This is a genomic window from Streptomyces sp. NPDC093598, assembly GCF_044764825.1.
Classification (GTDB): Bacteria; Actinomycetota; Actinomycetes; order Streptomycetales; family Streptomycetaceae; genus Streptomyces.
Window position 1 is genome coordinate 153,561 of the sequence record NZ_JBIWIV010000011.1, and the last position, 19,265, is coordinate 172,825.

14 protein-coding genes are annotated in these 19,265 nt (G+C 71.0%); 4 read left to right on the forward strand and 10 right to left on the reverse strand.

The genetic code is table 11. The features are described from left to right. Nucleotides 1-40: 40 nt before the first annotated feature. From ACIRDU_RS27790 to ACIRDU_RS27800, 3 genes are all read right to left on the reverse strand, one after another. Nucleotides 41-799 carry an NUDIX domain-containing protein gene (locus tag ACIRDU_RS27790; protein WP_031116901.1) on the reverse strand — a complete coding sequence of 253 codons (759 nt, stop codon included), beginning with the start codon at nucleotides 797-799 and terminating at the stop codon, nucleotides 41-43. Nucleotides 800-929: 130 nt separating this feature from the next. Next, nucleotides 930-2,798, reverse strand: a complete 1,869-nt coding sequence (locus ACIRDU_RS27795; RefSeq protein ID WP_403584087.1) for a glycogen debranching N-terminal domain-containing protein — start codon at nucleotides 2,796-2,798, stop codon at nucleotides 930-932. Between the two features lie 668 nt (nucleotides 2,799-3,466). Continuing rightward, nucleotides 3,467-5,281, reverse strand: coding sequence for a DUF4192 family protein (locus tag ACIRDU_RS27800; RefSeq protein ID WP_403584089.1), 1,815 nt, complete (start codon nucleotides 5,279-5,281; stop codon nucleotides 3,467-3,469). Between the two features lie 151 nt (nucleotides 5,282-5,432). Between ACIRDU_RS27800 and ACIRDU_RS27805 the strand changes: the two genes are divergently transcribed. Further along, nucleotides 5,433-7,598 (forward strand): RecQ family ATP-dependent DNA helicase, encoded by a 2,166-nt coding sequence (locus ACIRDU_RS27805; RefSeq protein WP_403584092.1) that lies wholly within the window; start codon nucleotides 5,433-5,435, stop codon nucleotides 7,596-7,598. Nucleotides 7,599-7,911: 313 nt separating this feature from the next. Then, a complete protein-coding gene (locus ACIRDU_RS27810) occupies nucleotides 7,912-8,523 on the forward strand; it encodes a hypothetical protein (RefSeq protein ID WP_403584094.1) in 612 nt (203 codons plus the stop codon). A 290-nt stretch (nucleotides 8,524-8,813) separates the two neighbouring features. On the opposite strand, the gene ACIRDU_RS27815 is transcribed toward ACIRDU_RS27810, so the two are convergent. The 3 genes from ACIRDU_RS27815 to ACIRDU_RS27825 form a co-directional block, all read right to left on the reverse strand. Beyond that, nucleotides 8,814-9,443 carry a hypothetical protein gene (locus ACIRDU_RS27815; RefSeq protein WP_403584096.1) on the reverse strand — a complete coding sequence of 210 codons (630 nt, stop codon included), beginning with the start codon at nucleotides 9,441-9,443 and terminating at the stop codon, nucleotides 8,814-8,816. A gap of 68 nt (nucleotides 9,444-9,511) precedes the next feature. After that, the gene (locus tag ACIRDU_RS27820; RefSeq protein ID WP_403584099.1) at nucleotides 9,512-10,213 is read right to left on the reverse strand and encodes a ribonuclease HII; all 702 of its coding nucleotides are present in this window, start codon (nucleotides 10,211-10,213) and stop codon (nucleotides 9,512-9,514) included. A gap of 149 nt (nucleotides 10,214-10,362) precedes the next feature. Continuing rightward, complete coding sequence (locus tag ACIRDU_RS27825; RefSeq protein ID WP_403584240.1) at nucleotides 10,363-10,983, reverse strand: TetR/AcrR family transcriptional regulator; 621 nt, start codon at nucleotides 10,981-10,983, stop codon at nucleotides 10,363-10,365. 188 nt (nucleotides 10,984-11,171) lie between these two features. On the opposite strand from ACIRDU_RS27825, the gene ACIRDU_RS27830 reads away from it, so the two are divergent. Then, nucleotides 11,172-12,719 carry an MFS transporter gene (locus ACIRDU_RS27830; protein WP_403584101.1) on the forward strand — a complete coding sequence of 516 codons (1,548 nt, stop codon included), beginning with the start codon at nucleotides 11,172-11,174 and terminating at the stop codon, nucleotides 12,717-12,719. Nucleotides 12,720-13,064: 345 nt separating this feature from the next. Here ACIRDU_RS27830 and ACIRDU_RS27835 read toward each other — a convergent pair whose 3' ends face one another. The 3 genes from ACIRDU_RS27835 to ACIRDU_RS27845 form a co-directional block, all read right to left on the reverse strand. After that, the gene (locus ACIRDU_RS27835) at nucleotides 13,065-13,970 is read right to left on the reverse strand and encodes an ADP-ribosylglycohydrolase family protein (RefSeq protein WP_403584104.1); all 906 of its coding nucleotides are present in this window, start codon (nucleotides 13,968-13,970) and stop codon (nucleotides 13,065-13,067) included. Nucleotides 13,971-13,982: 12 nt separating this feature from the next. Then, a complete protein-coding gene (locus tag ACIRDU_RS27840; protein ID WP_403584107.1) occupies nucleotides 13,983-14,642 on the reverse strand; it encodes a histidine phosphatase family protein in 660 nt (219 codons plus the stop codon). A gap of 207 nt (nucleotides 14,643-14,849) precedes the next feature. Beyond that, entirely contained in the window at nucleotides 14,850-15,455 is a 606-nt protein-coding gene (locus ACIRDU_RS27845; RefSeq protein WP_184850723.1) for a YdbC family protein, read from the reverse strand. Nucleotides 15,456-15,609: 154 nt separating this feature from the next. Here ACIRDU_RS27845 and ACIRDU_RS27850 point away from each other — a divergent pair, with 154 nt between their 5' ends. After that, nucleotides 15,610-16,143, forward strand: a complete 534-nt coding sequence (locus ACIRDU_RS27850; RefSeq protein WP_403584243.1) for a TerD family protein — start codon at nucleotides 15,610-15,612, stop codon at nucleotides 16,141-16,143. 83 nt (nucleotides 16,144-16,226) lie between these two features. On the opposite strand, the gene ACIRDU_RS27855 is transcribed toward ACIRDU_RS27850, so the two are convergent. Further along, entirely contained in the window at nucleotides 16,227-19,118 is a 2,892-nt protein-coding gene (locus ACIRDU_RS27855; RefSeq protein WP_403584110.1) for a vitamin B12-dependent ribonucleotide reductase, read from the reverse strand. Nucleotides 19,119-19,265: the final 147 nt, after the last annotated feature.

Genomic DNA, 19,265 nt, shown 5'->3' on the forward strand with positions numbered 1-19,265 from the left:
CGGCCGATGTCCGTGCCGCCGCCCGCGCCCGGTCCGCTGGTCACACCTCGGGGCGCAGCATCGGGGGATTGAGCAGCGTCGCGCCACCGGCACGGAAGAGCTGGGCCGGACGCCCGCCCTGGCGCGTGGTCGTCCCACCCGTGGGAACGAGGAAGCCGGGTGTACCGGTGACCTTGCGGTGGAAGTTGCGCGGGTCCAGCGCCACGCCCCACACCGCCTCGTAGACCCGGCGCAGTTCCCCGACGGTGAACTCGGGCGGGCAGAAGGCGGTGGCCAGCGACGAGTACTCGATCTTGGAGCGGGCGCGCTCCACTCCGTCCGCCAGGATCTGGGCGTGGTCGAAGGCGAGCGGCGCGACCGGCTCGGCGTCCCGCCCGTAACCGCCCTGCTGCAACAGCTCCTCGACCGGAGCCCAGCGCGCGTTGCTGGCGTCTCCGCCTGCCCTGGGTGCCGGCAGGTCGGGGGCCAGGGCGAGATGGGCGACGCTGACGACCCGCATCCTGGGGTCCCGCTTGGGGTCGCCGTAGGTGGCGAGCTGCTCCAGATGCGCGCCGTTGTCCTGGGCCGGGACGGACGGGTCGTGGACGCGCAGTCCGGTCTCCTCGGCCAGCTCGCGTGCCGCCGCCTGTGCCAGGTCTTCGTCAGCCCGTACGAAGCCGCCGGGCAGCGCCCAACGCCCCTGGAACGGCGGTTCGCCCCTGCGTACCGCCAGCGCACACAGGGCATGGCGGCGCACGGTCAGCACGACCAGGTCCACGGTGACGGCGAAGGGCGGAAACGCTGACGGGTCGTAGGGCATGCGGCGATCATAGTCGTCTGCTTGACGATAAACACTCCCTTCGCCGGTCCGTTCGCCTACTGATCCACTTCGGTCCGGCATGGGCTCCACTGGCTGTCCGCTTGGCCCTGAAGTGGCACATTGTCGCAGGTCACACACCCAGTTGCAGTCCGTCGGCCGCCTCCTCGACCATGGCGAGCCCCAGGCGGCTGACCCGCACGGAGAACGGGGCGCCTGCCACGCGCAATCCCGTGAAGCCGACTTCTCCGAGGGGGGCGCCGCGCACGGGGCGCAGCGTGACCGTCCCGGCCGGGGCGTCGGGACGGATGCCGACGAGGGTGGTCAGCAGCAGAACTCCACCGGCCGCCGCTGTGGCCGCGGGGCGGCAGGCCGCCGGATGCGGGAGCGGAGCGCTCCCTTCCATGCGCTGCTCGCCCGCGTACATCTCGGGCAGCCGGTGGGTGAAGGTCTCGGCGGCCGCGATCACGCCGCGCAGCAGTGAGCTCGCCTCCTTCTCGTAGCCGGCGGCGGCCAGGCCCGCGACGGCGAGCGCCGTCTCCTGGATCCGTACGGCTCCGGCGCGGTGGCCGAACGGATTGAAGCCCGGCTCCTTCGCGCCCAGTCCGCGCAGGCCCCACCCCGAGTCCATGACCGGGCTGCCGAGCAGCCGGGCGAGATTCTCGGTCCGGACCTTGTCGAGCAGACCGGGCGCCAACTCGCCGCCGCCCAGCAGGCCCGTGTCGAGGAGGTGCACGGCGGCCGCGCCCAGGTGAGGCACCACGCTGCCGTCCTGGGCACGGGCTGCCGCGGGCCGGCCGCCCCCGCGGTCCTCGACCCAGAAGTCCTTGCGGAACGCGGTCCGCAGGGACTGCGCCCACTGCCGGAGCGCCGCTCCCCCTGTCCGGCCGCAGGCGTCGAGCAGGTCGGCACCGAGCAGGGCGGCGCGGTGGGCGTGGGCCTGTGTCTCGCAACGGACGAGTCCGCCCGGGTTCGGGTCGCGCAGGTACGTGCCGTCGCCCACGGTGTTGCGCAGCCAATCCAGACAGCGCTCGGCTGCGGGCAGCAGTGCTTCCGTCTCCTGCTCGGGGAGGCCCCAGCGGCGGGCCTCGGCGAGCAGGGCGGGGAAGAGCAGCGTGGCCTCCGTCGCGGTGCAGTGCGGCGGTAGGTGCGGCCCGGCGTCCCGTCTGGGGCCGGGGATCATTCCGGCCTGCGCTCCGGGGCCGGTGAGCTGGGTCCGGGCGAGGATCCGCAGGGTTCCTGCGGCGAGGCCGGTGCCGAGCGGCAGCACCATCCGGGCGGCGACGAGCGCTTCGGCGGGGGCCAGGCCACAGCGCCAGGGTGCCCCAGCCGCGAGGTGGGTGTCGGCGGGGTTCGCGGAGTCACGCAGGAGGAGTGCTTGGAGGTCCTCGATGCTGGTCCGCAGGAGGGCGGGGACTCTGGGGTCGTCGCCCTCCGCGCACGCGGCGGCGAGAGGGCTGGTCGCCGCCCGGCCCACCGCTCGCAGGGGCCCCGCGCCGTCCGACCGAACCCGCAGTTCCACGGTTCTGCTGCCGCCGGGTGGCAGGTCGAGCTCCCATCGCAGCAGTCCGGCCGAGGCCACGGCGTCCGCGGGAGGCGGTTCGGCTGCGACACTCGTGTTGCCGGTGGCGCAGGACCAGCGCAGGCCGGAGCCGTGGACGGTGGCGGAGAGTTCGGGCCCCGCGTTGCCGGAGGCGATCGCCCCGAGGTCGGCCAGGTCCGTGGCCAGGACGAGCTCGACCGGCAGGCGAAGCGGACGGGGAACCGCGCTGTGCAGGGTGATCCGCTCCGTACCGTCCGCGAAACGGTTGCGTTCCACGATCACGTCCGGGTCCGGGCCCGTCTGCGGGGACGTGCGGAGCGTGCCCACGAACCTGGCACGGTCGGCCGAGGCCATCCGGGCCTGCACCGCGAGGGGTTCTCGTCCGGCCACGCGGATCTCGCACCGGGAGAGCACGCGCCGGCCGCCACGGTAGAAGCCCTCCAGGCCACGGCCGGTCATCTGCCCTGCCTCGGTTGAGATGGCGAGGCCGGGAAGGGCGACACAGATCATCACGGCGTGCGCGGGCGGCAAGTCGGCGGACCAGCGCAGTCCGGGAATCGTGGCGCCCCGCGTAGAGGGCGGAGACGGGTGCCCGGTGGATGACGGAGTCCGCCCCGGAGCGAAGGGCGCCGAGGCCGATCCGTATCCCGAACCCGCGCCGGGGTGACGACTCTGGCCCGCCCATCGAGGAGACGATCGGCGCGGGCCCGGTGACCAAGGCGGGCGGGCGTCCGGGCCGGCGGGGGAGAAGGCGTCAGCCGGGCTGCCGGGGAATCTCGGCCCGTAACCGTCGACCCGTGTCGCTGGTCGCGGAGGGGCGGCCTGGTCCCCCGCCGGCGTCGCCCTTGCCCCGGGCGGGGCGAGACCCGCCCCGAGGGGCGGCGGGGGCCCGCCTTGGGGGCGGTGGTCGTCGGCAGCGGAGGGCGGAGTCGGCTGTTGCATGGGAAGGCTTCCTCTGCGCTCTGTGCGCCTCGATCGGGTTCGGCGCCGGTGTCGGAGGGCAGCGGCGGGGCAGGGGCGGTGCGGCGTCACGGCCTGTCCAGCCGTTTCGCCACTCAGGTGAACGGCGTGAGCGTCCTCCGAGTCACGCCCGTGGCCCGGCCCCCTCGAGACCGCCCGGCGGAGGCTCACTCCCCGTCGCCCGCGCCGTGGCTCGGCTGCACGCCTTCCTGGCCCCCGTCGCGGCAGGGCGTGGCCGCCTTCTTCGACGTACGCGCACGCGTGCGGCTCGTGTGCACGCTGCCGGACCGTGCGGCATCCGCCGTGGTCGCACGGCCCGGGCCCGTACCGGTGTCGGTAGTACCGGCAGGGCGCGTCGTGCTCGCCGATGTGCGCCGACGAGGACTCCGTGCGCCCAGGTCACGGCCGTCCGCACCGGTACGGCTGGAGGCTGCGCCGGTACGGCTGGAGGCTGCGCCGGAAGCGCCGGCGGGACGGGAGCGGCGGCGGGACGGCACCGCTGCCGATGCGGGCTTGTCGCCCGGCTCGGACTCGGTCTGTGGCGCCACTTCCGGCGAGAGTTCGCCGCGTGGCTCGGACTCGGTCGGCACCACTGCCCGTGCGGGCACGTCGCTCGTTTTGAACTCGGGCGCCGCGGTTGTCCCGCGTCCGGCGGAATCGGCGCTGTCCGCCTTCGTTTCCAAGAGATCGGTCACCGCGTGCCCACGGCCTTTGCGCTCCGCGCGCAGGCAGCTGCGGATCGACTCCGGGTCGAGGCCCTCATTGCAGGCCTGGTGCAGGAGGCGGGCGAAGAGGTAGTCGGGATCGGCGCCCAAGGCCATGGCGAGGGCTTCCCGGGCCTCCAGTTCGTCGCCGGTGGACCAGGCGACCCAGCCGGCGAGAGTGAGCGGCGCGGCGGCATGTTCGCGGTAGGGGCCGACGCAGCGGCGTGCCAGTGTCCGCCAGAGGCGAAGGGCGTGTGCGGCTTCGTCGCCCTCCATCCACTCGGCCGCCCGGTCGCGGGTCGCTCGGTCCTGAAGGCCGAGGATCAGCCGGGCGGCCTCGTCCCGCCCGAGCAGTTCGTCGTCTCGGAGATCCGCCAGGAGCATGCCGGAGACAGGTTGTGCCTCGGCGAAGCGGTCCAGGATCCTCCCGGCCAGGTCCAGTGTCTCGTCGGCCACGGCGGCGCGGCCAGCGTCGTCCAGGATCTTCGGCACCAGCGCCATGCTGGCGGTGTCCAGGGCGGCCTCCTGTTCGAGGGCGGCGGCGTTCTCCCAGGGCAGCAGCCGGGCCCGGAGCTCCCGTAGTGTGCCGCGTACCTGGATACCGGCGTAGGTGGCTGCTGCGGCCAGCACGGAGGTGCCGGGCAGGCCCATGGCGGCTCCCTCGGGGGAGCAGCACGCCTCGTTGTCACAGCAGTACGACCAGTAGCGACCCTCCGAGATGCACAGCGCCTCGACCACCACCACGTCCAGCGAACCGCACTCGACACGCAGCCTCTGGGCCAGGGGCCTCAGGCGCTCCATCACCTGCCGACCGGTCTGGCCCTCCTCCGGTTCCTGGCACAGGAAGGCGACCATCGACTCGGGCCGGGCTCCTCGGCGCTCGCTGCCCGTCACGAGGCCCTGGGACAGTTGCCGGGCTGCGGAAGGCCAGTCGTCCGCGTTCGCGGGGATACCGAGCCGGGCCCGGCCTCCGAACCGCCCGCGTCCGTCCTTGTCGTGCAGGGCGACCAGGACGATGCTGTCCTCGGGGCGGTACCCGAGCAGATACGGCAGGGCGTCGGCCAGTTCGGCCGGAGTGCGCAGCGTGACCTGGTGCTCGCCGCCGTGAGTGTCGTACGCGGGGCCGGGCGTGTGCGGCCCGGACGCTTTGCTCGCCTTGCTCTCCTGCGCACCGCGATGGTGCCCGCCCTGCGCCTCGGGCCCGGTCCCGCCCTGCGCCTCGGGCCCGGTGATGTCACCGTTCTCAGGGGATCCGGTCGTTTCGCTGTGGTTCGTCATGCGAAGACGATCTCGCGGAACCCAATCCTCCGCTTGACCCTGTGGATAAGTCCGATCAGGAACACGTCACCTCACGCCAGGAAGGCCCGGCGCGTCCCCGGCTCTCGATGCGTCGCCACGGATGTCAGTGCCGTCCTGTTGTATGGAACGCATGGAGCACACGAGCAACGCGGAACTCCGGGCGGCGGCCGACGCCGTCCTCACCCGTCTCGTCGGGGACGTGTCGGGAGAGGCCCGGCTGCGCGAGGACCAGTGGCGGGCGATCGAGGCGCTGGTCGCCGACAGACGCCGTGCCCTGGTCGTCCAGCGCACGGGGTGGGGCAAGTCCGCGGTGTACTTCGTGGCGACCTCGCTGCTGCGGGCACGGGGAAGCGGTCCGACCGTGATCGTGTCCCCGCTTCTCGCGCTCATGCGGAACCAGGTCGAGGCGGCGGCTCGGGCGGGCATCCACGCCCGGACCATCAACTCTTCCAACACCGAGGAGTGGGACGCCGTCCAAGACGAGATCGCCGCGGGCGAGGTGGACGTCCTGCTGGTGAGTCCCGAACGACTCAACAACCCGGATTTCCGGGATCAGGTGCTCCCCCGGCTCGCAGCCGCCACCGGGCTCCTGGTGGTGGACGAGGCGCACTGCATCTCCGACTGGGGTCACGACTTCCGGCCGGACTACCGCCGGCTGCGGACGATGCTCGCCGATCTCCCGCCCGGTGTGCCGGTGCTCGCGACCACCGCCACGGCCAACGCTCGCGTGACGGCCGACGTCGCGGAACAGCTCGGCACCGGCGGCAGCTCGGACGCCCTCGTGCTGCGGGGCCCGCTGGACCGGGACAGCCTGAGCCTGAGCGTGCTGCGGCTGTCGGATGCCGCGCACCGGATGGCCTGGCTGGCCGAGCACCTCGACGAACTGCCGGGGTCCGGAATCATCTACACGCTCACCGTGGCCGCCGCCGAAGAGGTCACCGCCTTCCTCCGGCAGCGTGGGCACACGGTCGCGTCGTACACGGGCAAGACGGAGAACGCCGACCGTCAGCAGGCGGAGGAGGACCTGCTCGCCAACAAGGTGAAGGCACTCGTCGCCACCTCCGCGCTCGGCATGGGCTTCGACAAGCCCGATCTGGGCTTCGTGGTGCACCTGGGCTCGCCCTCCTCCCCCATCGCCTACTACCAGCAGGTGGGCCGCGCGGGACGCGGTGTGGAGCATGCCGAGGTGCTCCTGCTCCCGGGCAAGGAGGACGAGGCGATCTGGAAGTACTTCGCGTCGCTCGCCTTCCCCTCGGAAGACCTGGTGCGCCGCACGCTCGACATCCTCGCGCACGCGGAGAAGCCCCTGTCGTTGCCCGCCCTGGAGCCATTGGTGGAGCTGCGCCGCTCCCGCCTCGAGACCATGCTCAAGGTTCTGGACGTGGACGGGGCGGTCAAACGGGTCAAGGGCGGCTGGATCGCGACCGGGCAGCCATGGTCCTACGACGCCGAGCGGTACGCGTGGGTGGCGCGTCAGCGGGAGACCGAGCAGCAGGCCATGCGCGCTTACGCGTCGACGACCGACTGCCGCATGGAATTCCTGCAGCGCCAGCTGGACGACGAGGCCGCCAAGCCGTGCGGTCGCTGCGACAACTGCGCCGGTCCCCGCTTCGCCGCCGACACGTCCGAGGAGGCGCTCGACGCCGCGCGCGTGGACCTGGGCCGGGCAGGTGTCGAGGTGGAGCCCCGGCGGATGTGGCCGACGGGGCTGCCGGCGATCGGAGTAGACCTCAAGGGACGCATCCCGGCCGGCGAACAAGCCGCGCCGGGGCGCGCGCTGGGGCGGCTGTCGGACATCGGCTGGGGCAACCGGCTGCGGCCCATGCTCTCGCCCCAGGCCCCCGACGGGCCAGTACCGGACGACGTGGCGAAGGCCGTGGTGGACGTGCTGGCCGACTGGGCCAGAGGCCCCGGCGGCTGGGCCCCGGGAGCACCGGAGGCCCAGCCGCGCCCGGTCGGAGTCGTCACCGTCGCCTCACGCACGCGACCGCAGCTGATCAACTCCCTGGGGGCGCGCATCGCGGAGATCGGCCGGTTGCCGCTGCTGGGCGCCGTCGAATACGCGGGCGACGCCTACCCGGGCTCCCGGAGCAACAGCGCCCAGCGCCTGAAGGCACTGGACGGGGCCCTGACCGTGCCACCCGCCCTCGCGGCGGCCCTCGCCGAGGCCCAGGGCCCGGTCCTCCTGGTGGACGACTACACGGAGACCGGCTGGACCCTCGCGGTCGCGGCCCGCATGCTCCGACGCTCCGGAGCGCAAGGGGTGTTGCCGCTCGTACTGGCCGTACAGAGCTGACGGCAGGTGTGGGGGCGGGGCGACTGCCCCGGCGCACACCTCTGGACTCCGGGCACCCCCATGACGTACGAACGTGTCGTGCTCGAACGCCCCATGGGTGGTGCGGCGACACACACGGCGGGGATATTAGCCGCGCATCATCTGATAACGGTCGGCTGCCTCAATTGCTCGTTGCCGCATTCAAGTTCGACAGGAAGAATTGAAGTCCGCTCCCGCACGGCTCGTCCGCCGCTCCGGCAGGGCTTCGCTGCGGTGCGCGCTCCCAGGAATCCGACCCCGCCCGCAGTGTGGGCGCGTAGCCGAAGGGAGGACCGTGACCTTCGGATTCGCTCCGGCCTCGGCAGCGGCGTCGACGTCCGCCGCTTCCGCCAACCGCTTGCTCGAACCCGCGGAATGGGCCGCCGCCGGGATCCCACTCCTGCGCAATCCCCGCGAGATCGTCAGCGGACTGCACGCCCGGCACCACCCGCAGCCGGCGACCGCAGTCGTGGCCGTGCTCGACCCGGACGAGCGGCTGCGCGCGAGCGCCTCGTTCGTGCGCCGTTCGGCACCGGCCGACGGCTGGATGTTCCGCAACGCGCTGCTCGCGCAGTTGCGCCGGGTCATCCCGCACGATCTGCGGCGCCGCACGCCGGTACGCACCGCGGTGCTCCTCTACTGCCGTGACGGCGACGCGCGTTGGACCGAGGAGGACGGCGCGTGGATGTGGGGACTGCGCGACGCGTGCACCCTGCACGGGCTGCGCTGCGGGGCGTACATCACGCTGACCCGTGACGGCTGGCAGGTCCTCGGTGAGGGGCGCGGCGGACGCCGACCTCATTCCGCCTCGGCGCCGGAGCCGTTCGCCACGTCGGAGACACCGCCACCCATACCGCGCACCGGCGGCGCCTCCGAGGTATTGCGCCGCGCAGCTGCGGCACGCTGAGTTGCGGACAGACCGTTCCCCAAGGGTCCCGGGACCGCAACCGTCAAGCAGCACACGGCACACCACGATCCCTGGGCGGGCAGCCGGAACGAGCACTCCGAGCATTGCCTCGGCCGATCCGCAGGCACGGCGGTCCGCGACGCCACGGAAGCGCTCGTCCGGACCGCGCGAGGCGCCCGCGCAGCCGCTGTCCCGCCCTCCGGGCAGGATGAACCGCCCGCCGTGCGGAGCCGCGGCAACGGGTCCTGAAGTGCCCACCCCAGCGCCCTGCCGGGCGCTACGGCACCGACTCAGACGCCCGCGCCCAGCACCGAGTTGATCCGCTGCGGGTCACCGCAGACGATCAGCAGGGCGCCGGCCCGGGAGTGGGCCAGGGACAGGGCGCTCACGGCTGCGGCCTCGGGACCGCCGTTGACCGCGACCACGACCACCGGACGCGAGGCGGCGCGGGCCGCGATACCGGCGTCCGTGTAGAAGACGTCGTCGCCGGCGTCGTGCTGGGCCCAGTAGGAGGCTTCACCGAAGGACAGCTCGTGGGCGGCCCACGGGTGCTGTTCCCCGGTCGTGATCACCAGGACGTCGCCGGGTGCACGACCGGAGTCCAGCAGCAGGTCCACGGCCTCCTCGGCTGCGTCGAGCGCGCCTTCCACGGAGGCCGGAACCAGCTGGATCTGCGGGGTGACCGGAGCGGCGGCACCGGCTGCGGGACCCGACGGAGCGGGCTTGGTGGCCACATCGCGCGACGTGCGTTGCACCGGCGGCGCCGGCCGGAGAGGGCCGGGACGACCGGGACGCGACGGAGCCGCGGGACGGGGGCCGGGTACGGGACGGGGGGTCGGCGCGGTGCGGCCACTGGCCGGAGTGGCGCGGGGACCCTGGGCGCTCTCGTGAATCTGAGGCTCCTCGGGAATGAGAGGCATGGGTTGATATTTATCAAACGTTGGTACGACCCGCGTCGGCGGGTGGCACTTGTGTGCGAGCGAAACCGTCAGAAATCGAAGCCGAGCTGGCCCTCGATCTCCGGAACGCCTTCTTCCGCCCAGCTGCGGGCCTTCTTGAGGTGCCGCCACTGGGGCAGCGCATCAAGATACGCCCACGACAACCGGTGGTAGGGGGTGGGGCCCCGCTCCGCCAGTGCGGCCTTGTGCACGGGGGATGGATACCCGGCGTTGTCCGCAAAACCGAAGTCTGCATGGTCGATACCCAGTTCGGCCATCATTTTGTCGCGCTGAACCTTGGCGATCACCGAGGCCGCGGCGACTGCCACGCAGGACTGGTCACCCTTGATCACCGTACGAACCCGCCACGGCGCACCCAGGTAGTCGTGCTTGCCGTCGAGGATGACCGCGTCGGGACGGACCGGGAGGGCGTCCAGCGCACGCCCCGCCGCGAGCCGCAGCGCGGCCGTCATCCCCAGGGCGTCTATCTCCTGTGGGGAGGCATGCCCCAGGGCGAACGACGTCACCCATGTCCGCAGTTCCTCTGCGAGGGCGGTGCGTCGCTTGATGGTGAGCAGCTTCGAGTCCGTGAGTCCTTCGGGCGGTCGGCGGAGCCCGGTGATCGCCGCGCAGACCGTGACGGGACCGGCCCAAGCGCCGCGCCCCACCTCGTCGACACCTGCAACGATCTTCGCTCCGGTCGTGGCTCGAAGGGAGCGCTCGACGGTGTGAGTAGGCGGTTCGTACGGCATGGCGCCCCTAGATTACGCCGCCCGGAACCGCCCGCGACACCCCGGCCCGCACCGGCGACTTCGTGGCCTTGACGCACCCTCGCCGGGCACCGTTCCAGCGAAGCGCCAAGCACCCTCGGCCCGAGCGTCAGACACCCTCGTCCCGAGCGTCAGGCACCGCCGGACCGCAGCAGCGGAACCATCAACTGGTCGATCAGTTCCTCGACTTCATGATCCTGCCATTCACAGCCGCACATCTTGGAGCGGTACATCATCATCGCCGGTATGGCGTCGAAGACATAGCCGTTCGCGGCCTCGGGGCGCACCTCACCTCGCTTGATCCCGCGTTCGATGACCTCCCGCAGCATCTTCATGGTGGGTTCCACGACCCCCTCGAAGATCACGCCGTGGAAGCGCTCGGCCTGCGCCGTGTCGCATTCGTGAATCACCGAGCGAAGCGCCGAACCCGGGCGGGAGAACATGGCGTCGCGAGCCCGCAGACACAGCACCAAGAGGTCCTCGCGCACGCTTCCTTCGTCCGGGGTCGCGTCGAACTGCGGCAGCCCGGCGCGCAGGGCGTCGGCGACCAGATCCTCCTTGGACGGCCAGCGCCGATAGACCGCCGCCTTACCGGTCTGCGCACCGGCGGCGACACCCTCCATCGTCAGGCCGCTCCAGCCGACCGTGCTGAGTTGATCCAGCGCGGCCTCGAGGATCGCGCGTTCGAGTACCGCGCCGCGGCGGCGGGCGGCCGTCTGAGCGGGGGCATCCGCCCAGCTGGGGGTAACCATCGGACTCTCTCCAACGAGCAGAGGAAGCGGGCGTTCCGGGGATGGGGGGACGTGCCGGACGGCCACACAGGGGGACGTGCCGAACGGCGACGCCGTAAGTGAACGCTTGCGTTCACTGAGGCGGACTCACTACCGTTGACGCGGCAGTGAACGCAAGCGTTCACTAACAGACTCGTGGGGGACCCACAGTGACAACCTCTCCGTTGCTCAAAGATCGAAAGCCAGGTGCGGCCCGCCGGGAGGGACGCCCCGGCATCGCGCTCACCGTCATCGCGGCCTGCCAACTCATGGTGGTGCTCGACGCGACGATTGTGAACATCGCCCTCCCGCACATTCAAGACGCGCTCGAGTTCAGCACCACCGACCTCACCTGGGTCGTCAGCTCCTACACACTCACCTTCGGCGGCCTGCTGCTCCTCGGCGGCCGCGCCGGTGACATCCTCGGCCGGCGCAGGGTCTTCATGACCGGCATCCTGTTGTTCACCTTCGCCTCGCTGCTCGGCGGGCTGGCCCAGGAACCCTGGCAGTTGCTGGCCGCTCGGGTGCTGCAGGGCGTGGGAGGCGCGATCGCCTCGCCCACCTCGCTGGCGCTCATCACCACCACGTTCCCCGAGGGCCCGGAACGCAATCGGGCCTTCGGCGTCTTCGCCGCGGTCTCCGCGGGCGGTGGTGCCATCGGCCTGCTCGCGGGCGGCATGCTCACCGAGTGGCTCGACTGGCGCTGGGTGCTCTTCGTGAACGTGCCGATCGGCGTGCTGATAGCCGTGCTCACTCCGCTCTACATCAGCGAGTCCGAGCGGCACACCGGTCGCTTCGACATCGCGGGTGCGGTGACCTCGACCGCGGGTATGGCGTCCCTTGTCTACGGCTTCATCCGGGCTGCGGACGAGGGATGGCGGGACAGCCTCACCATCGGGTCCTTCGTCGCCGCGGTGGTGCTGCTGCTGGCCTTCGGAATCATCGAGTCCCGGGCCAAGGAGCCGATCACCCCGCTGCGGATGTTCGCCGACCGCAACCGCTCGGGCACGTACGTGATCATGCTGAGCCTGGCCGCGGCGATGTTCGGCATGTTCTTCTACATCGTGCTGTTCGTGCAGAACGTGCTGGGGTACAGCCCGATCGAAGCAGGGCTCGCCTTTCTGCCGGTGACGGTCGTGATCGCGCTCGGCGCGGGGTTGTCGCAGCGGTTCCTGCCGGTGCTGGGCCCCAAGCCCTTCATGCTCGTGGGCTCCGCGCTGGCGATGATCGGACTGGCCTGGCAGGCGCTGATCAGCTCGGACAGCTCGTACGTCGGCGGGGTCCTCGGCCCGATGCTGGTGTTCGGCTTCGGTATGGGACTGAATTTCGTGACGCTGACCCTCACCGCCGTCTCCGGGGTCGCTCCGCATGAGGCGGGCGCCGCGTCCGGGCTGCTCAACACGACACAGCAGGTCGGCGGATCGCTGGGGCTGTCCATCCTGACGACGGTTTTCGGCACGGCGACCAAGGACGAGGCGGAGAAACAGCTTCCGCGGTTCACGGCCGACGGATCCGCGGAGCAGAAGGCGGAGTTCGCCAGGACGCAGCAGCTGCCCGCGCCTTGGGGGCACGAGGTGCTGGCCCAGGGCATATCGACGGCTTTCATCCCGGCCGCCGCGATGGCCGTCCTCGCCCTGGCCACGGCCTGGTTGGTGATCCGGGTCCGCAAGAGCGACCTGGAGGCACTGTTCGGCTCGGCCGGACCGGGGCTCGGCTGACGCAAGAGCACCGCGAACCGGCTCCGGCGGCCCGCAGGCGGGTGCGACACGGCCCCGTCGGCGGTTGTCGGGCCGGTTCGCGACGGGCGGCCGCTGGCCGGGGCGCAATCGGGGGACAGACTGCAGGGGCGGCGCTCCGGCCCCCCACACGCGACCCGCACGACGCGCGACAGCGTCCCACCAGCGGATCAGCACAGTGAGCAGGACCTCCATGACCACACCCCCTTGTCTCCGGCTTGTGCGCGGCCTGCCGGCTCGCACAGCGGATATCAGGACAACGAGCGGTCAGTCACAGAGAGTTCCCAGCATGCACGGAGAGTTCCGAAGAGTGGAGAGCTCCGGCCGTCAGGCCGACGTGGGCACCCACTCCGGAAGCGTTTCGGTTCGCTCGACCCACTCGGCGGGCGGCGCCCCCGCCTTCCCCGAGGCGATCACGCCGCCGACGATGGCGCATGTGGTGTCGACGTCCCCGCCGACCTGAGCGGTCGTCCAGAACGCCCGCTCGTAGTCGCCGAGGCTTCTGGCGGCCGACCAGAGGGCGAAGGGCACGGTGTCGTGGGCGGTCGTCCGCCGCCCGCACCCCAGAACCGCCGCGACCGTGCCCGGGTCGCCGTAGTCGAGCATGTCCCGGGCCCGGCGCAAGCCCGCGCCCACGGCGCTCTTGGGCACCAGGTCGATGACTCCGTCGAGCAGGGCTTCGGCGCCGGGCGGTCCATCGGGGGCGGCGGCGAACGCGGCGGCCGCGGCGACGGCCATGGCCCCGACGACGGCCTCGCGGTGCTGATGGGTGGTGTAGGCCGAGATCTCCGCCTGGTGGGTGGCCTGCTCCGGATCGTCCGCGTACCAGGCGCCCAGCGGGGCGATCCGCATCGCCGCGCCGTTGCCCCAGGACCCCTGCCCCTTGAAGAGCGCGGCGGCCAGTTCCCGCCAGTCGCCACCCTCCCGGACGAGCCGCAGCAGACGGTTGACCGCGGGGCCGTACCCCCGGTCGAAGTCGTGGTGCTCGGCGAAGGACTGGACCAGGGCGTCCTGGTCGATGCGGTGATGGGCGGCCAGGACGGCGACGACCGAGCCGGCCATCTCCGTGTCGTCCGTCCACTGCCACGGCCCGGACGGCACCTCGCGGCGCTTCAGCAGCGGGTAGTTCACCGGTACGAAGTACTGGGAGCCCAGCGCGTCCCCGACGGACAGTCCGCGCAGGCAGGCCAGTGCGCGGTCCAGGCGCATGTCGGGGGAGGAATCAGCGGTCATCGCCCTGCCACTCTATCCGGTGATCCCGTACGGCTCGGGATCTCGCCAGCGGTCGAAAGGCCGGTCAAGCGTGTACTTGCCGTCGTCCCCCAGAACGAGCATCCGCACCTCGCCGTTCCCCGGGTTCGACAGCGACTCGAACTCCGCGACCGTCCAGTGGAACCACCGCATGCAGAACAGCCGCATGGCCAGACCGTGGGTCACGATGAGGACGTTCGGCGGGTGGTCGGGGTCCTCGAAACTGCGGAACAGGCTCTCCAGAAACCCGCCGACCCGGTCGTAGACGTCGGCGCCTGACTCGCCCTGGGCGAAACGGTAGAAGAAGTGGCCGTACGCGTCCCGGTAGGCCTTCTGGAGGCGGACCTCGTCCCGGTCCTGCCAGTTGCCCCAGTCCTGCTCCCGCAGCCGGGGTTCCTCACGCACCCGTATGAGTCCGGCGTCGAGGTGGAACGCGCGCAGGGTCTCGTGCGTACGGCGGTACGGGGAGACGTACACGCTGACGCGCTCGTCGCCGAAGAGCTCGCGCAGCTGCCCGCCCGTCGCCTCCGCCTGCCGCCGGCCGCGCTCGGTCAGCGCCAGGGCGTGGTCGGGTTCACGCTCGTAGACGGAGTCATCAACATTGCCCGTTGACTCGCCGTGCCGGACAAGGACGATGCGCCGTGGTCGTGCCATGCCAAGACCCTAGATCGGGTGAGGGCTCGTCGAGCACTCCCACCGCACCCGTACAGCGCAGGTCACACGAATCCTGCACCACAGGTCACACCAGTCGCACGTTTGTCCGACCGAAACCACTCCGTCCGGAACCACTCCGTCCGGGCCTGCTCGGAGTCGGAGCGGCCGGATCCATGGCACCCGGGCACCCGTCGGCGCCGCGCGGAGTCAGACCGTCCAGCTCGACTCCATGTCCACGACGTCCCCGGTGAGCGCCGCCACGTCGGCCTCGGTCTGAGCCCTCAGGGCGAGCCGCTCCACGCGTTCGGTGCGGTACTTGCCGTGCTCGGCGGCCGACCGCCACATCGACAGCACCAGGAACTCGTTCCCGGGCGCCTCACCGAACAGGCCACGCACCATGCCGGGCGAACCGGCCATCGCCGGGTTCCAGACCTTCTCCTGCATCAGCACGAAGTGCTCTGCCCGCTCCTCGTGGATGCGGCAGAGCGCCACGCGCAGCAGGTCGGCGTCCGTGAAGCGCGGTTCGAAGCCGGTCTTCACGTCGAAGCGGTAGTCGAAGAGCCTGACCTGTGCGTCCTTGAACGTGCCCGCCTGGGCCGAGGCGAGCCGGTCGTGGGACCGTGCCATGAAGGAGTCGTAGAAGGCGCGGCTCTCCCAGAACGCGAAGATGTGTGCCACGTCCGGCCGCCCCCGGCTCCAGCCACCCCCCTGCCCGCGAAACCCCGGCTCCCCCAGAAGCCCCGCCCACTTCCGCTGCCCCCGCTCGAAACCGCGGCGGTCCACCACGGTGCAGCGAATCCACTTGACCAGCACCGCGCCATGGTAAGGCCACGGAGCGTGGCGCCGGTCACTCTCGGCTGTACCGCTCGCCCACGCGCGCACCCACGCGCGTGGCAGGATGGACAAACAGTCATGAGGGCCCGGCAGTTGGGCCGACGGGCGGGTCGGTACGGAGAAGGGGATGCTGGTGGACGGGCTCAACAAGGGGCTTCGCAAGGTCGAGATCGCGGTGCGGTGGGATCCCAGCCCGGCGGGGCAGCCGTCCACCGATCTGGACCTGGTCGCGGCCACCTACCCGGCGGACGATCCGCACGGCGATCCCGCGTACGTGGTGCACTTCGACAGCCGCTCCCCCGACGGCACCATCACGCTCAACCGGGACAGCAAGGACGGCCAGGGCTTCGGCTACGACGAAGTCATGACGCTGGAACTCGACCGGCTCGACGTCCGGTACGCGCGCGTGGTCGTCGGTGTCGTCATACAGCAGCGCCCGGCGGAGCGCACCTTCGTCAGCGTGAGCAACCCCGGACTGCGTATCCGCGAGGGGTACACCGTCCTGGCGGAGGACGACTTCGGCGGTGTCCTGGGGGCGACGGCGGCGACGGTCGCCGAGTTCACCCGGGACGGCTCCGGCCCCTGGGGCTTCCGCCCCGGCCTCCGTGGCTTCGAGGGCGACCCGGTGGACTTCACCAGGACGATGGGTGCGGCCCAGCGACCCTGACCTCGCCGCCGACGAGGCAGGTACGACGAGAGGGGCACCGCCCGCAGGCGGTGCCCCTCCGTCATCGGCTCAGGCGCTCGGCGTCAGCTGCAGCCGCTGGTCGAGCCGCAGCCCTCGCAGATGTAGCAGGAACCGGCGCGCTGCATCTTCGTACCGCAGGAGAAGCACAGCGGGGCGTCGGCCTGGATGCCCAGCTGCATCTCCACCAGTTCGGCACTGGTGTGGGCCTGCTGCGGGGCGGGCTTGGCCGCCTCCTCGGCCTTCGGAGCGGAAACGGCCTTCAGCTCCTGGGCGCGCGGCGCCGACTGGGCCAGACCCTCGACGTCGACCTCGTCGTCGGACGGCTCGTAAGACCCGGTCTCCAGGTGACGCTGACGCTCCTCGGCGGAGTGGATGCCGAGCGCGGAGCGCGTCTCGAAGGGCAGGAAGTCCAGCGCCAGGCGGCGGAAGATGTAGTCGACGATCGACTGCGCCATCCGCACGTCCGGATCGTCCGTCATACCGGCCGGCTCGAAGCGCATGTTGGTGAACTTCGAGACGTACGTCTCCAGCGGCACGCCGTACTGGAGGCCGACGGAGACCGCGATGGAGAAGGCGTCCATCATGCCCGCGAGGGTCGAGCCCTGCTTGGACATCTTGAGGAAGACCTCACCGAGACCGTCGTCCGGGTAGGAGTTGGCGGTCATGTAGCCCTCGGCGCCGCCGACGGTGAAGGACGTGGTGATGCCGGGACGTCCCTTCGGGAGGCGCTTGCGGACCGGGCGGTACTCGACGACCTTCTCGACCGCGGTACGGATCGTCTCCTCGGTCTTCTCCGTGATCTCGGCCTTCTCCTTCTCCTTGGTCTTGGCGGAGAGGGGCTGGCCGACCTTGCAGTTGTCACGGTAGATCGCGAGCGCCTTGACGCCCAGCTTCCAGGCCTCGAAGTAGATCTCCTCGACCTCCTCGACGGTCGCCGTCTCCGGCATGTTGACCGTCTTGGAGATGGCGCCGGAGATCCACGGCTGGATCGCGGCCATCATGCGGACGTGGCCCATCGGGGAGATGGCCCGCTCGCCCATGGCGCAGTCGAACACCTCGTAGTGCTCGGGCTTGAGACCGGGGGCGTCGATCACGTTGCCGTTCTCGGCGATGTGGGCGACGACCGCCTCGATCTGCTCCTCGAGGTAGCCGAGGCGGCGCAGGGCCTGCGGGACGGTGCCGTTGACGATCTGCATCGAGCCGCCGCCGACCAGCTTCTTGAACTTGACCAGCGCGAGGTCGGGCTCCACACCGGTGGTGTCGCAGGACATCGCCAGGCCGATGGTGCCGGTCGGGGCGAGCACGGACGCCTGGGAGTTACGGAAACCGTTCTTCTCACCCATGCGCAGCACGTCGCCCCAGGCCTCGCTGGCGGCGGCCCACACCGGGGTGTCCAGGTCGTCCATGCGGACGGCCTTGTCGTTGGCGTCCGAGTGCTGCTGCATGACGCGCTTGTGGGCGTCGGCGTTGCGGGCGTAGCCGTCGTACGGGCCGACGACCGAGGCGAGTTCGGCGGAGCGCCGGTACGCCGTGCCCGTCATCAGGGAGGTGATGGCGCCGGCGAGGGCGCGGCCGCCGTCGGAGTCGTAGGCGTGGCCGGTGGCCATCAGCAGGGCGCCGAGGTTGGCGTAACCGATGCCGAGCTGGCGGAACGCGCGCGTGTTCTCACCGATCTTCTGGGTCGGGAAGTCGGCGAAGCAGATCGAGATGTCCATCGCGGTGATGACCAGCTCGACGACCTTCTGGAAGCGCTCGGCCTCGAAGGACTGGTTGCCCTTGCCGTCGTCCTTCAGGAACTTCATCAGGTTCAGCGAGGCCAGGTTGCAGGACGTGTTGTCCAGGTGCATGTACTCGCTGCACGGGTTCGACGCGGTGATCCGGCCGGACTCGGGGCAGGTGTGCCAGTTGTTGATGGTGTCGTCGTACTGGATGCCGGGGTCGGCGCAGGCCCAGGCGGCTTCGGCGATCTTGCGGAAGAGCGCCTTGGCGTCGACCTCCTCGATGACCTCGCCGGTCATCCGGCCGCGCAGCCCGAACTGGCCGCCCTGGTCGACCGCCTTCATGAACTCGTCGTTGACGCGGACCGAGTTGTTGGCGTTCTGGTACTGGACGGACGTGATGTCGTCGCCGCCCAGGTCCATGTCGAAGCCCGCGTCGCGCAGGACGCGGATCTTCTCCTCTTCCTTGACCTTGGTCTCGATGAAGTCCTCGATGTCCGGGTGATCCACATCGAGGACGACCATCTTGGCGGCGCGGCGGGTGGCGCCACCGGACTTGATCGTTCCTGCGGAGGCGTCGGCGCCGCGCATGAAGGAGACCGGGCCGGAGGCGTTGCCACCGGAGGACAGCAGCTCCTTGGAGGAGCGGATCCGGGAGAGGTTCAGGCCGGCGCCGGAGCCGCCCTTGAAGATCATGCCCTCTTCCTTGTACCAGTCGAGGATCGACTCCATGGAGTCGTCGACGGACAGGATGAAACAGGCGGAGACCTGCTGGGGCTGCTTGGTGCCGACGTTGAACCAGACAGGGCTGTTGAAGCTGAAGATCTGGTGCAGGAGGGCGTACGCCAGCTCGTGCTCGAAGATCTCGGCATCGGCGGGCGAGGCGAAGTACTTGTGGTCCTCCCCGGCCTTCCGATACGTCTTCACGATGCGGTCGATCAGCTGCTTGAGGCTGGTCTCACGCTGCGGGGTGCCCACGGCACCCCGGAAGTACTTGCTGGTGACGATGTTGACCGCGTTCACCGACCAGAAGTCGGGGAACTCGACGCCACGCTGCTCGAAGTTGACCGAGCCGTCGCGCCAGTTGGTCATGACGACGTCACGGCGCTCCCAGGCCACCTCGTCATAGGGGTGGACCCCAGGGGTGGTGTGGATACGCTCGACACGCAGGCCCTTGCTCGCCTTGGCGCTCTTGGCGCGGGAACTCCGTGCCGGACCGCTCGCCGTCTCTGTCATGCCGCCTCCCTGTACGGGCGAAAACGCCCTGAAGTGCCCCGTTGTTCCCGTGGCACGGTGTTCTGTCTGGTGTTGCGGGCACCCACTCGCATCGCCCGCAACGGTCTTCTCATCGCCGCCGCCCGGCCGGGCCCGGAGCTGCCTTCC

Coding starts and splice junctions, on each gene's coding strand:
- ACIRDU_RS27820 (WP_403584099.1), bottom strand. CDS start 10,213: ATGCCGTACGAACCGCCTACTCACACCGTCGAGCGCTCCCTTCGAGCC.
- ACIRDU_RS27825 (WP_403584240.1), bottom strand. CDS start 10,983: ATGGTTACCCCCAGCTGGGCGGATGCCCCCGCTCAGACGGCCGCCCGC.
- ACIRDU_RS27855 (WP_403584110.1), bottom strand. CDS start 19,118: ATGACAGAGACGGCGAGCGGTCCGGCACGGAGTTCCCGCGCCAAGAGC.
- ACIRDU_RS27840 (WP_403584107.1), bottom strand. CDS start 14,642: ATGGCACGACCACGGCGCATCGTCCTTGTCCGGCACGGCGAGTCAACG.
- ACIRDU_RS27795 (WP_403584087.1), bottom strand. CDS start 2,798: ATGACCGGCCGTGGCCTGGAGGGCTTCTACCGTGGCGGCCGGCGCGTG.
- ACIRDU_RS27800 (WP_403584089.1), bottom strand. CDS start 5,281: ATGACGAACCACAGCGAAACGACCGGATCCCCTGAGAACGGTGACATC.
- ACIRDU_RS27815 (WP_403584096.1), bottom strand. CDS start 9,443: ATGCCTCTCATTCCCGAGGAGCCTCAGATTCACGAGAGCGCCCAGGGT.
- ACIRDU_RS27790 (WP_031116901.1), bottom strand. CDS start 799: ATGCCCTACGACCCGTCAGCGTTTCCGCCCTTCGCCGTCACCGTGGAC.
- ACIRDU_RS27835 (WP_403584104.1), bottom strand. CDS start 13,970: ATGACCGCTGATTCCTCCCCCGACATGCGCCTGGACCGCGCACTGGCC.
- ACIRDU_RS27805 (WP_403584092.1), top strand. CDS start 5,433: ATGGAGCACACGAGCAACGCGGAACTCCGGGCGGCGGCCGACGCCGTC.